This window comes from Janthinobacterium sp. CG_23.4 (assembly GCF_029892305.1).
GTDB lineage: Bacteria > Pseudomonadota > Gammaproteobacteria > Burkholderiales > Burkholderiaceae_D > Janthinobacterium > Janthinobacterium lividum_D.
This window is the reverse complement of sequence record NZ_JARXUX010000001.1, coordinates 583605-595652: the sequence shown is the minus strand read 5'-3', so window position 1 is coordinate 595652 and position 12048 is coordinate 583605. Positions and strand designations below refer to the sequence as shown.

Genomic DNA, 12048 nt, shown 5'->3' with positions numbered 1-12048 from the left:
TGCGGCAGCCCTTGCGCCGATGCAAGGCTAAGCCGTCCGCTGCTGCCTACACTGGTATTTCACTGTGCAGTTTCACTTCCATGAGGTAATACATGAGCTCAATACATACCGGAAAATCCAGCAGCGACAGCTTTCTCGCCGACGCCGACAAGGCCCGCGACAAACTGGTCGGCGACCTCAAGACCGTCATCAATGAAGCGGAAGGCTGGCTCGACGGCGCCAAGGATCAGACGGGCGAGAATGTCAAAGCCGTCAAGGACAAGTTCATCGCCACCCTGGAAACGGCCAAGAAAGACTTGATCAAGCTGGAAGAAGACTTGCTCGAACGCACCAAGAAGGCAGCCAAGGCCACCGACGAATACGTGCAGGACAATCCATGGAAAGCCGTAGGCGCAGGCGCCGTCGTGGGCGTGCTGTTCGGCCTGCTGCTGGCTTCGTCACGGCGCTAGACAGCACAGTACCGGCGGCGCCGACCGTCGCCTGACGCGAAAGGCAGCAGATGGCTATCGTGCAGCCAGCTGCCCTAGCGCCCTGGCACCCAAGCCGCAGCGACGCGGCCGCCATCGTCCAGACCCCTCTGGCACTGGCGGGCGTGGACATGGAAGAAGAATCGCTGCGTTTCCTGTCCTATCTGGCGCTAATGCAGCGTTTTAGAAAAAATAACAGGACGGCCACGGCCACGCTGGTCGCGGCAGTACTGGCCGTGATGTTCAGCGTGCGGCTGCAAGCAGCTAGTGCACCCGGCTACCTACTACCATCTACTGCTATCTGCCGCTATCTGCCGCCATCTACTGCTGGCGGCCGCAGGATCGAGCGCCGGGCCGGCCCATGCAGGCGGGCTGACGCGGCGGCAAGCTGATATGCTTACTCAGCCACTTATTTCCCCACACATTTCCTAAAGCCCTTCAGTTAAGGATTTTGGCGTGATTTATGAGCGCCAGTAAATTCACTAACCTCAGAGGCAAAGAGCTGGGGTCGGTCACTTCGTGATCGGAATGTGCTCCATTGAAGCACATTCCCCCTCAGGGTCCGCCCCCTGTCCTGGTTATTGGGCTAAAAATAGCATCACTAACACACTAACTGAACGGCATTACCACTCATTTCCCCACTCACTTCCCCAATTCCTCGCCCATCTCGCGCCCGCGCTGCGCGGCCGCCTTGATGCCTTTGACGATGGCCTCCTTCACGCCGCTCTCTTGCATGCTGGTCAGCGCTGCGTACGTCGTGCCGCCTTTCGAGGTGACGCGCTCGCGCAGCAGCGACACGGCTTCGCTGGAGTTCGCCGCCAGCTGCGCTGCGCCCGTGAAGGTGGCAAGCGCCAGTTGCGTACCCTGCTCCGGCGTCAAGCCCAGTTCGGTGGCCGCCTGCTGCATCGCTTCGATAAAGTAAAACACATATGCCGGGCCACTGCCGGACAGCGCCGTGACAGGGTCGATCTTGGCTTCGTCAGCCAGCCAGACGGTTTGGCCGACGGCGCGCAGGATGGCGTCCGCCGTCTTCTTTTGCTCTTCGCTGACGCCGCCGCTGGCCACCATGCCCGTGATGCCCATGCCGATCAGGGCCGGCGTGTTCGGCATGCAGCGCACGATGGCGCGATAATCGCCGAGCCAGCGCGACAGGTCGGCGGCGCGGATGCCGGCGGCAATCGAGAGTATCAATGGCGCTCGTTCCCCATCGAGGAAGGGCAGCAACTGCGCCGCCACCTCGCGCATGCTTTGCGGCTTCACGGCCAGCACGATCACGTCCACGGCACGCAGCGCGTCGCTGGCGCAAGGGGCCGTCGTGACGCCAAATTGCGCCTGCAATTTTTCCAGCGCAGGCGCATACGGGTCGATCACGTGGATGTTGCCGCCCAGGGTCAGCTTGCCTGCCAGGCCGGCAATCAGGGCCGCGGCCATGTTGCCGCCCCCCACAAAGGCGATAGTTAATTCTGTCGTCATGGCTGTGCTTTCAAAAAATCAGGAATAATCAGGAGTAATTCCGGGAACCGAAGATGGCACTGCCCACGCGCACGATGCTGGCGCCTTCCAGCACGGCGGCGCGCAAGTCGGCCGACATGCCCATCGAGAGGGTGTCGAGCGCCAGCCCATCCGCATTCAATTGTTGGTACAACGCACGCAATTGCCCAAACGCAATGCGCTGGCGTGCAAGTTCCGTTTCCGGCTCGGGAATGGCCATCAGGCCGCGCAAGCGCAAGCGCGGCAGTTGCGACACGGCGCGCGCCAGCACCGGCAGTTCTGCCGGCGTCACGCCGCTCTTGCTGGCCTCGCCGCTGATATTGACTTGCAGACAGATATTCAGGTCCGGCAAGCCGGGCGGGCGCTGCTCGGACAGGCGCACGGCGATCTTTTCCCGCTCCACCGTGTGCACCCAGTCGAAGTGTTCGGCGATGGGGCGCGTCTTGTTGCTCTGGATGGGGCCGATAAAGTGCCAGACGGGACCGCCTTGCGGCACTGCCAGCGCGACGGCGGCCATCTTGTCGAGCGCTTCCTGCAAATAATTTTCGCCAAACGCCGTCTGGCCCGCACGCATCGCTGCCAGCACGGCATCGGCGCCGAAGGTCTTCGAGACAGCCAGCAGGCTCACCTCGTCCGGCGCGCGCTGCGCCGCCATCGCCGCTTGCGCAATACTGTCGCGCACGGCTTGCAAGTTCTGTTCGATTGTGGACATAATCATTTTCTAGTGTATAGGGGCTGCGGCACAGTGCGCCAACCCATCAATGCAGGCACAGGGATTATAAATGGACATCTCCGAACTACTCGCTTTCTCCGTCAGCAACAAGGCTTCCGACTTGCACCTGTCTTCCGGCCTGCCGCCGATGATACGCGTGCATGGCGATGTGCGCCGCCTGAACGTGGCGCCGCTCGAGCACAAGGAAGTACACGGCATGATCTACGACATCATGAACGACAGCCAGCGCAAGGCGTATGAAGAAGCGCTGGAATGCGATTTTTCGTTCGAGATTCCCGGCCTGGCACGCTTCCGCGTCAACGCCTACAACCAGGAACGGGGCGCCTCGGCCGTGCTGCGCACGATTCCCTCGACGGTGCTGACGCTGGACGAACTCAACGCCCCGCGCATCTTCGGCGAGCTGGCCATGCGTCCACGCGGCCTTGTGTTGGTGACGGGCCCGACCGGTTCCGGCAAGTCGACCACCTTGGCGGCGATGGTGAACCACGTCAACGAGCGCCTGCACCAGCATATTCTCACCATCGAAGATCCGATCGAATTCGTGCATGTGCCAAAAAAATGCCTGATCAACCAGCGCGAGGTGGGCGCGCACACGCATTCGTTCAGCAATGCACTGCGCTCGGCCCTGCGCGAAGATCCGGATGTGATTTTGGTGGGCGAATTGCGCGACCTGGAAACCATCCGCCTGGCACTGACGGCGGCAGAGACGGGCCACCTGGTGTTCGGCACTCTGCACACCTCGTCGGCGGCGAAATCGATCGACCGCATCATCGACGTTTTCCCGGCCGAGGAAAAGGAAATGGTGCGCGCCATGCTGTCCGAATCCTTGCAAGCCGTCATTTCGCAGAACTTGCTGAAAACCAAAGACGGCAGCGCCCGCGTGGCCGCGCATGAAATCATGCTGGCCACGCCGGCGGTGCGCAACCTGATCCGCGAAGCGAAAGTGGCGCAAATGTATTCGGCCATCCAGACGGGCAGCAACGTCGGCATGCAAACACTCGATCAGTGCCTGTCCGACCTGGTGCGGCGCGGCACAATCTCGCCCGAAACGGCCCGCACGGCCGCCAAGGCCCCTGAAAACTTCCCCGGATAAGCCATGCAAACGACGCACGAACACTATGGCGCCATGCACGCGCTGCTGGCGCAGATGCGCGCGCGCGGCGGCTCGGACCTGTTCATCACGGTCGGCTTTCCCGCCGCCATCAAGCTCGACGGCAAACTGACGCCGCTGGCCGGTGGCGTGCTCGACGCGCAGCAGGCGGCTGGCTACGTGCGCGCCATCATGAATGCACGCCAGGCCGCCGAGTTCGAGTCCAGCCGCGAAGCCAATTTTGCCATCAGCCCGGACGGACTGGGACGCTTCCGCGTGTCCGCCTTCATGCAGATGGGCCAGGCAGGCATGGTTTTGCGCTTGATCAATACCGCCATCCCCACGCTGGACGCACTGGGCTTGCCCAGCATCTTGCAAGATATCGTGATGAGCAAGCGCGGGCTCGTCATCATGGTCGGCGCCACCGGCTGCGGCAAGTCGACCACGCTGGCCGCCATGCTGGGCCACCGCAACGCCCACAGCCATGGCCACATCATCACCATCGAAGACCCCGTGGAATTCATCCATCCGCACGGCAACTGCATCGTCACCCAGCGCGAAGTAGGCGTCGACACGGACGACTGGGCCACGGCCCTGAAAAACACCTTGCGCCAGGCGCCCGACGTGATCCAGATCGGCGAAATCCGTGACCGCGATACCATGGACCACGCCATCGCGTTTGCCGAAACGGGACACTTGTGTCTGGCGACCCTGCACGCGAACAATGCCAACCAGGCGCTGGACCGTATCATCAATTTCTTCCCCGAAGAGCGGCGCCAGCAACTGCTGATGGACCTGTCACTGAATTTGAAAGGCATGATTTCACAGCGTTTGATCCCCAACAAGGATGGTGGCGGACGCAAGGCGGCGCTGGAAATCTTGCTCAATTCGCCGCTGATGAGCGAGCTGATCTTCAAGGGCCAGGTGCACGAAATCAAGGAATTGATGAAAAAGTCGCGCGAGCACGGCATGCAGACCTTCGACCAGGCCCTGTTCGACTTGCACGAGGCGGGCGCCATCAGCCATGAAGACGCGCTGCGCAATGCGGACTCCGTCAACGACCTGCGCCTGGCAATCAAGCTCAAGGGCTCAACGGCGTTCGCAGCGGCGCCGGCGAACGCCACCACACTGGGACTGCTCTGACATGAGCAGCATCTACGATTTCCAGGCCAAGGCGCTGGACGGCGCGCCGGTCGACCTGGCGCGCTACAGGGGCAAGGTATTGCTGATCGTCAACACGGCCAGCGCCTGCGGCTTCACGCCGCAATACCAGGGGCTCGAAGCGCTGTACCGCACATTCCATGCGCAGGGCCTGGTCGTGTTGGGCTTTCCCTGCAATCAATTTCGCCAGCAGGAAAGGGGCTCGAACGAGGAAATCAAAGCCTTTTGCGAAAAGAACTTCGGCGTCACCTTTCCCCTGTTTGCCAAGATCGATGTCAATGGCCCGCATACTCACCCCCTGTTTGCGCAACTAAAACAGGCAGCGCCCGGCGTACTGGGCACGCAGTCCATCAAATGGAATTTCACCAAGTTTTTGGTGCGCAAGGATGGCAGCGTGTTTCGCCGCTACGCGACGACCAGCAAACCGGCCAGCCTGGCGGCTGACATTCGGCAATTGCTGCAAGAATAGCGATTCGATGATTTGATTTGTAACAAAAAACGCTGAAATCAAGTGAACTGACCCCAATAAGTTGGACACCAACCTATTGGGGTTTTTCATGTCGAAGTACGCAGAACAGTTCAAGCTGGCAGTGGTCAAGCAATACCTTGCCGGCGCGAGTGGTTTCCAATTCTTGGCGAACCAGCATGGTGTTCCTTACTCCATGGTTCGCAAGTGGGTGGGACTATTTCGCCAGCATGGTGAGGACGGCTTGCGAAAGAAGTTCAGCCACTATGATGCAGACTTCAAGCTTTCGGTATTGCAACATATGTGGGCCAATGACTTGTCTTATGGCAAGACTGCTGCAGTTTTCAATATTCGGCATCATGCCGCCGTGGGCGTATGGGAGCGCTGCTATCATACGGGCGGTATAGACGCCCTCATGCCACGTCGCCGTGGCAGACCCACGAAAATGCCCAGCCTTCCAGACACAAAGCCATCTTTGCCCGTTAATGATTCAGAGCGTACCCACGAGGAGTTGGTCGCAGAGGTGAATCAGTTGCGCATGGAGGTGGCCTACCTAAAAAAGTTGCGGGCCTTAGTTCAATCACAGCAGCTACCGCAGGCGACAGCACGCAAAAAGCGCAAGTAATTATTGAACTAAGGCAGCACTTTCCCCTGGCTGGCCTGCTCAAGCTGGCCGGCTTGGCGCGCAGCACTTTTTACTATCAACAGAAGGCGGCGCAGGTCTGCGACAAGCATCAGGAACTGAAAAAGCAGATTGGCATCATCTTTGCCCTCCATAAGGGGCGCTACGGCTATCGGAGGGTCACAGCGGCGATTCGGCAGCTGGGCGAAAAGGTCAACCACAAGACCGTTCAAAGCATGATGGGCAAGCTCGGTCTCAAGTCACTGGTGCGGCCAAAGAAATACCGTTCGTACAAAGGCGAAGTAGGCCACGCTGCCCCTAACGTTCTGAAGCGGCAATTTGATGCACCATGCGCCAATCAGAAATGGGTCACCGACGTGACGGAATTCAATGTCTCTGGCGAGAAGCTGTATCTATCTCCGGTGATGGACTTGTACAACGGCGAAATCGTTGCATTTGAGACCGCCAGGCGGCCAGCGTTCGAACTGGTGGGTGTCATGCTCAAGAAGGCGCTGGCGAAGCTTAAAGCGGGCGAGAACCCCATTCTTCATTCGGACCAGGGATGGCAATACCGAATGCCTGCGTATCAGCGGGCGTTGCGGAACAAGCACGTTGTGCAAAGCATGTCGCGTAAGGGCAACTGCCTCGATAACGCGGCAATGGAGAGCTTCTTCGCAGTGCTGAAATCGGAGTTCTTTTACCTGAACAAATTCAGCAGCGTCGAAGAGCTACAAACCGGCATCAAGAAATACATTCACTACTATAATCACGACCGTATTAAGATGAAACTAAAAGGGCTGAGTCCGGTAGTTGTCAACAAAGATGTCGCGTCAAGTCATGCAGCTTTTCTTAATTCCTCTGGTGGTTTCCGTTCTGGATTCAGCCAGACTTCATCGTTCAATTCCCAATCCCGCGTAGTCCCGGCCCAGCGCTCAGGATGGCGTTGTTTGGCGGCCTCGTAGACTTGCTTGCGGTATTTTAGGATCGCTCCGTCCCGACCATCATGGCGCTGCGCAGGCGTCACGAATTTCAGGCCGCTGTGCTTGTGCTGATGGTTGTACCACTGCACAAATGACAGCGTCCATTGTCGCGCCTTTTCGATACTTTCAAACGGTTTGCTCGGATAGTTTGGCCGGTATTTGCAAGTCCGGAACAGCGACTCGGCGTAGGCGTTATCGTTGCTCACACGGGGTCTGCTGAACGACGGCATGATCCCAAGCTTTTCCAGCGTCGCCAACATTGTGGAGCCTTTCATTGAGCTGCCATTATCCGAGTGGAGCACCACCTCACGCCCGGCCAGCCCCTCGGCCAAGCTGGCCTTGCGCATCAGCAGCGACGCCATTTCCGCAGACTCGGCGACGTTCACTTCGTGCGCGACGATCTTGCGGCTGTAGACGTCAAGAACCATGTACCAGTAAAGATACAAGCCTCGCACGCTGGTCGGCAGCCAAGTGATGTCCCACGCCCACAAGCGGTTCGGCTCGGTTGCGCAGTGGCTTGTGACGACCCTTGTGCTGGGCTTCTTGGCTCGGCCGCGGTGATGCTGCTGCTTCTCGTCTTTCAATATCCGGTAGACGGTCGATTCTGATGCTAGATACTCGCCCCGATCAGCCAAGGTCGGCACGATCTGGCTAGGTGGACTACTGGCAAATTCAGGGCTGTTGGCAACCTTCACAATCTGCTGGCGTTCCTCTTCGCTCAATTTGTTGGCCGGTGCCACGCGCCGACTGCCTTTGCGCCCGTCCGCCTGACTGCCATCACTGCCCTGCATCCAGCGCTGGTAGGTTCGAAGGCTGATCTCCAGCGCACCACACGCCTGCGCACGGCGACATCCGCCGTCAACAGCTTCTTCAACTAGCGTAATCACTTGCTGGCGATCTGGGGCGCAGATCAATCGTCCTCTGGCTCCCCCCAGATCGCCTGGGCTTTTTTTCTGAGAATGATCAGCGCCGCCGCCTCCGCCAGTGCCTTCTCTTTACGCTGCAAATCCTTCTTCAATTGCTTGATTTCCTTGCGGTCGCTTTTGCCTTGCGCGCGCAGTTCGCGGTGACGCTCGGCCGGCGCTTCATTGGCCTGCTGGCAGGCCTCGCGCCAATCGGCAACCTGCTCGACGAACAAGCCTTTGCTCCTGCAGTATTGAGCCAGTTCGGCCTCGTTCATGCGTGCTGTCTCCAGCACCACCCCAAATTTATCCGCCGACGACCACACCACGGCATTCTTTCCATTTCCCGGCACCGCCACTCCCTGAGATTGTAGATTTCGTCGCCAAGTATAAAGTGTCTGTTCCGAGATACCATTCTCCTTCGCCAAGGCCGATACCGGCCTGTTCTCCGGCGGCATCATTTGCCGAAGGATGGCTTCCTTGCGCTCTGCTGGATACTGATTCACTATACGTCTTTGCTCCGCCCCCGGATGGATTAAAGTGATTCAAGTGACGCGACATCTATCCTGACATAGGGGGAGTCCCGTGCAATACAGAACCCAGCCCTTGGCCGCCTAACAAACTTAACCGTCCAACTTTACGGGGTCAGTTCACAAGCTATCCGTGTTTATTTCATGCTTGATATTATTATTGTGTTTCCAATAGCAAATTTCGGTGATAATGTTGACATAATTATTCGTCAATATCGATCAAAAAACGATGCCAGTCTTTGGGAAAATAATAGCTTCATGGATGCGGATGGGCATTTATTGCCGCCTATTCATTCCTATTTCCTGCCTGATACTCGTCGTTTCCGCTGTCCGTTATCATGCCTTGCTCAGTACTGAAAGCGCGCTGGCCAGCGCGCGCTACCAGAGCGATGCCCGGCAACTCGACCTGTTCCTGGCCAATAAGGTGCTGCCGCTGGCCGTGCGCACTGACCGCCACGCAATGCACGACAGCGTGCGCCAAGTGCTGCGCAGCGCCCTGCCGCTGAACCGCAGCCTCGCCTCCGCGCGCTGGCATACATCTGACGGACAGGTCGAGGTATTGGCAGACACAGCGCTGGCCGGCACTGCTACGGCCAGCGTACCGGTCTGGTTCGCGCACCTGGCCGGCATCACGGCCATGCGCAGCCGCCTGACAGTGGCGCTGCCCGACGGCGGCGACGGCGTCCTCGATTTGCACTATACGCCCGGCCTGCCCCTGGCGCAGGTGTGGCACAGGGTGTGCGAGCAGGCCGTCCTCAGCGCCATCAATATCGTGCTGGTCTTCCTCCTGCTGGGCATGATCCTGGCATCGCACCGGCGGCTGCTGGCGCGGCTCGTGCAAGCGACCGACCGCTTCCGTGAAGGCAACTTCGGCGTGCGCCTGGCAGCCGGTACCACGCCCGAAGCGCACGCGGTATCACAGTCGTTCAACAGCATGGCCGGCGATATCGAAGAGCTGTTGAGCTCACTCAAGACCAGCCAGCGCCAACTGGGTGAACAACTGAACGAGACCGTGCACATGCAGCAAGCGATGCAAAAAATGTCATGGCAGAACTACAATGATGTGCTGACGGGCTTGCCGAACCGCGCCGCGCTGGCCGCCCGTTTCGAACAGGAACTGTTCCTCGCGCGCGAACGTCAGCGCCTGCTGGCCATCTGCCTGTTCGACCTCGACCACTTCCAGGCCATCAACAACCGCCATGGCGCCGAAGCGGGCGATGAAATCCTCAAGCAGGTGGCGGGCCGGCTGCACAGCTTTACGGGCCAGGTCCACTACGCGGCGCGCCTGGGCGGCGATGAATTCGTCATTCTGCTGTGCGGCCAGGCCAACATCGCCAGCATCGAACACAATGTCACGCAATTGTTGCAGGAATTGAGCCACCCCTACCAGTGCGACCAGCAGGCGCTGCACATGACGGCCAGCGTCGGTATCGCCGTCTACGCGGGCAAGGATCTGAATACGGAAAGCCTGCTGCGCCACGCCGACCACGCCGTCTACCAGGCGAAACTGACGGGACGCAACCAATACCACTTCTTCGACACCAACCTCGATGAAGAAGTGCGCACTCACCATAACCAGCGTACGGAAGTGCGCCATGCCCTGATCAACGGCGAGCTGCGGCTGTACTACCAGCCCAAGGTGGACATGCGCGCCGGCACCGTGGTGGGCATGGAAGGACTGCTACGCTGGCAGCATGCGCGCCGCGGCGTGCTGGCGCCCGCGCAATTCCTGCCGCTGGTGGAGCAGACGGACCTGATCATCAACATCGGCGAATGGGTGCTGCGCCAGGCCCTGCGGCAGATGCAGCGCTGGAGCGCCGCCGGCAAGCACTGGGTGGTCAGCGTGAATATCGCGGCACGCCACTTCCAGCAAGCAAACTTCGTCTCGCGCCTGGAAACCATCCTTGGCGAATTTCCCGGCGTGTGCGCCAGCATGCTGGAACTGGAGATCCTCGAATCGTCAGCCCTGCACGACATCGAGGACGTGCGCCGCATCATCCGCGCCTGCCAGGCGCTGGGCATCACGTTCGCGCTCGACGATTTCGGCACCGGCTACTCGTCGATGTCCTATTTGAAGCGCCTGCCGGCGAACATCGTCAAGATCGACCAGAGCTTCGTGCGCAATATGCTCAACGACCGCGACGACCTGCACCTGGTGCGCGCCGTCATCGGCCTGGCCCGTTCATTTTCCCTGACAGTGATCGCCGAAGGCGTGGAAAGCGTCGAGCATGGCGCACGCCTGATACAGCTCGGTTGCGACCTCGCGCAAGGCTACGGTATCGCCCGCCCCATGCAGGCTGACGCCGTGCTGGAGTGGGCAAATAATTTCATCCCTGCCCCGCAATGGCGCATCGCGCAGTACAGCGAAACGCCTATTTAACGGCGCTCAAGGCCGCGTCAATCAGCTCGATCCAGTGCCGCACGGGCGTCTGCGTGCCCGACTGCAGGTGGCTCAGGCAGCCGATATTGGCCGACACTATCATCTCCGGCTCGCACGCTTCCAGGTTCGCCACCTTGTTGTCACGCAGCTGCTGCGAGAGTGCCGGCTGCAAGATCGAATACGTACCGGCCGAACCGCAGCACAGATGGCTGTCGGCGCATAGGCGCACGTCGACGCCGACGGCGCGCAGCACCTGCTCCACCTTGCCGCGCACTTGCTGGCCATGCTGCAGGGTGCATGGCGGGTGGTAGGCGACTCTTTTGCCGATGCCGCCCTTCAGCTGCGCCACCAGCTGCGCTTCAAACGCCGGCATGATCTCGGACAAATCACGCGTCAGCGCGGCGATGCGCCGCGCCTTGTCCGCGTACTGCGCATCGTGCGCCAGCAGATGGCCATATTCCTTCACCGTGGCGCCGCAACCAGACGCCGTCATGACGATGGCTTCCGCGCTCTCGACATACGGCCACCAGGCATCGATATTGCGGCGCATATCGTCCAGCGCCGCCTCTTGGTCGTTCAAGTGATGGCGCAGCGCGCCGCAGCAGCCGGCCTTCGGCACATTGACCAGCTGCACGCCCAAGGCGTCGAGCACGCGCGCCGTGGCCGCGTTGATGTTCGGCGACATGGCCGGCTGCACGCAGCCGTCAAGCAGCAGCATGCTGCGCGCATGCTGGCGTGTGGGCCATGTGCCAGCCTCGGCGCCCGGACGCAGCTTGTCCTGCAAGCTTTTTGACAGCAAGGGCCGCAGCGCCTGCCCCGCCTTGTAGACGGGCGTAAACAGCCAGCGGCGCGGCAAGGCTTGCTTCAGCGCGAAGCGCAAGGCCCGCTCGCGCAAGGGGCGCTGCACGCGCTGATCGACGACGTTGCGGCCGATGTCGACCAGGCGCCCGTACTGCACCCCCGAGGGACAGGTCGACTCACAGTTGCGACAGGTCAGGCAGCGGTCCAGGTGCATCTGTGTCTTGGCAGTGACGGGCGCGCCTTCGAGCACTTGCTTGATCAAATAAATGCGTCCGCGCGGGCCACCGAGTTCATCGCCCAGCAGCTGGTAAGTGGGACAGGTGGCCGTGCAAAAGCCGCAATGCACACAGGCGCGCAGGATGGCTTCGGCTTCGTCGCCTGCCGGCGTATTTTTGATGAAATCGGCGAGATTGGTTTGCATGCGC

Annotated in this window: 10 protein-coding genes and 1 pseudogene; 7 read left to right on the top strand and 4 right to left on the bottom strand. The window is 60.2% G+C overall.

Annotation, left to right across the window (positions count from 1 at the left end; all coding sequences use genetic code 11):
- Window positions 1-92 precede the first annotated feature (92 nt).
- Complete coding sequence (locus tag H4V96_RS02670; RefSeq protein WP_010394811.1) at window positions 93-449, top strand: DUF883 family protein; 357 nt, start codon at window positions 93-95, stop codon at window positions 447-449.
- 50 nt (window positions 450-499) lie between these two features.
- Window positions 500-859 carry a hypothetical protein gene (locus tag H4V96_RS02665; RefSeq protein ID WP_280720678.1) on the top strand — a complete coding sequence of 120 codons (360 nt, stop codon included), beginning with the start codon at window positions 500-502 and terminating at the stop codon, window positions 857-859.
- Window positions 860-1109: 250 nt separating this feature from the next.
- Here H4V96_RS02665 and proC read toward each other — a convergent pair whose 3' ends face one another.
- Both proC and H4V96_RS02655 read right to left on the bottom strand, forming a co-directional pair.
- On the bottom strand, window positions 1110-1940 hold the full coding sequence (proC, locus tag H4V96_RS02660; RefSeq protein WP_196856253.1) for a pyrroline-5-carboxylate reductase: 831 nt from the start codon (window positions 1938-1940) through the stop codon (window positions 1110-1112).
- Window positions 1941-1968: 28 nt separating this feature from the next.
- The gene (locus H4V96_RS02655) at window positions 1969-2670 is read right to left on the bottom strand and encodes a YggS family pyridoxal phosphate-dependent enzyme (protein WP_196856254.1); all 702 of its coding nucleotides are present in this window, start codon (window positions 2668-2670) and stop codon (window positions 1969-1971) included.
- 70 nt (window positions 2671-2740) lie between these two features.
- Between H4V96_RS02655 and H4V96_RS02650 the strand changes: the two genes are divergently transcribed.
- From H4V96_RS02650 to H4V96_RS02635, 4 genes and pseudogenes are all read left to right on the top strand, one after another.
- Entirely contained in the window at window positions 2741-3784 is a 1044-nt protein-coding gene (locus H4V96_RS02650; RefSeq protein WP_196856255.1) for a type IV pilus twitching motility protein PilT, read from the top strand.
- A gap of 3 nt (window positions 3785-3787) precedes the next feature.
- Window positions 3788-4924: a PilT/PilU family type 4a pilus ATPase gene (locus tag H4V96_RS02645; protein WP_196856256.1), complete on the top strand. Its 1137-nt coding sequence runs from the start codon at window positions 3788-3790 to the stop codon at window positions 4922-4924.
- Window position 4925: 1 nt separating this feature from the next.
- The gene (locus tag H4V96_RS02640) at window positions 4926-5411 is read left to right on the top strand and encodes a glutathione peroxidase (protein WP_196856257.1); all 486 of its coding nucleotides are present in this window, start codon (window positions 4926-4928) and stop codon (window positions 5409-5411) included.
- A gap of 88 nt (window positions 5412-5499) precedes the next feature.
- Window positions 5500-6839, top strand: a pseudogene (locus H4V96_RS02635) (IS3 family transposase); the annotation flags it as partial.
- A gap of 26 nt (window positions 6840-6865) precedes the next feature.
- Here the strand turns inward: H4V96_RS02635 and H4V96_RS02630 are convergent.
- A protein-coding gene (locus H4V96_RS02630; RefSeq protein WP_280721166.1) for an IS3 family transposase occupies window positions 6866-8373 on the bottom strand; the annotation gives its coding sequence in 2 pieces (ribosomal slippage) (window positions 6866-7956 and window positions 7956-8373; 1509 coding nt in all).
- Between the two features lie 337 nt (window positions 8374-8710).
- Here H4V96_RS02630 and H4V96_RS02625 point away from each other — a divergent pair.
- A complete protein-coding gene (locus H4V96_RS02625) occupies window positions 8711-10822 on the top strand; it encodes an EAL domain-containing protein (RefSeq protein WP_196857036.1) in 2112 nt (703 codons plus the stop codon).
- Here H4V96_RS02625 and glcF read toward each other — a convergent pair.
- The gene (gene glcF, locus H4V96_RS02620) at window positions 10815-12044 is read right to left on the bottom strand and encodes a glycolate oxidase subunit GlcF (RefSeq protein ID WP_196857037.1); all 1230 of its coding nucleotides are present in this window, start codon (window positions 12042-12044) and stop codon (window positions 10815-10817) included. The genes H4V96_RS02625 and glcF overlap by 8 nt on opposite strands.
- Window positions 12045-12048 lie beyond the last annotated feature (4 nt).

Bases quoted from the DNA above. Each gene is read 5' to 3' on its own strand.
- proC (WP_196856253.1), bottom strand. From the start codon at position 1,940: ATGACGACAGAATTAACTATCGCCTTTGTGGGGGGCGGCAACATGGCC.
- H4V96_RS02655 (WP_196856254.1), bottom strand. From the start codon at position 2,670: ATGTCCACAATCGAACAGAACTTGCAAGCCGTGCGCGACAGTATTGCG.
- glcF (WP_196857037.1), bottom strand. From the start codon at position 12,044: ATGCAAACCAATCTCGCCGATTTCATCAAAAATACGCCGGCAGGCGAC.
- H4V96_RS02670 (WP_010394811.1), top strand. From the start codon at position 93: ATGAGCTCAATACATACCGGAAAATCCAGCAGCGACAGCTTTCTCGCC.
- H4V96_RS02625 (WP_196857036.1), top strand. From the start codon at position 8,711: ATGGGCATTTATTGCCGCCTATTCATTCCTATTTCCTGCCTGATACTC.
- H4V96_RS02645 (WP_196856256.1), top strand. From the start codon at position 3,788: ATGCAAACGACGCACGAACACTATGGCGCCATGCACGCGCTGCTGGCG.
- H4V96_RS02640 (WP_196856257.1), top strand. From the start codon at position 4,926: ATGAGCAGCATCTACGATTTCCAGGCCAAGGCGCTGGACGGCGCGCCG.
- H4V96_RS02650 (WP_196856255.1), top strand. From the start codon at position 2,741: ATGGACATCTCCGAACTACTCGCTTTCTCCGTCAGCAACAAGGCTTCC.
- H4V96_RS02665 (WP_280720678.1), top strand. From the start codon at position 500: ATGGCTATCGTGCAGCCAGCTGCCCTAGCGCCCTGGCACCCAAGCCGC.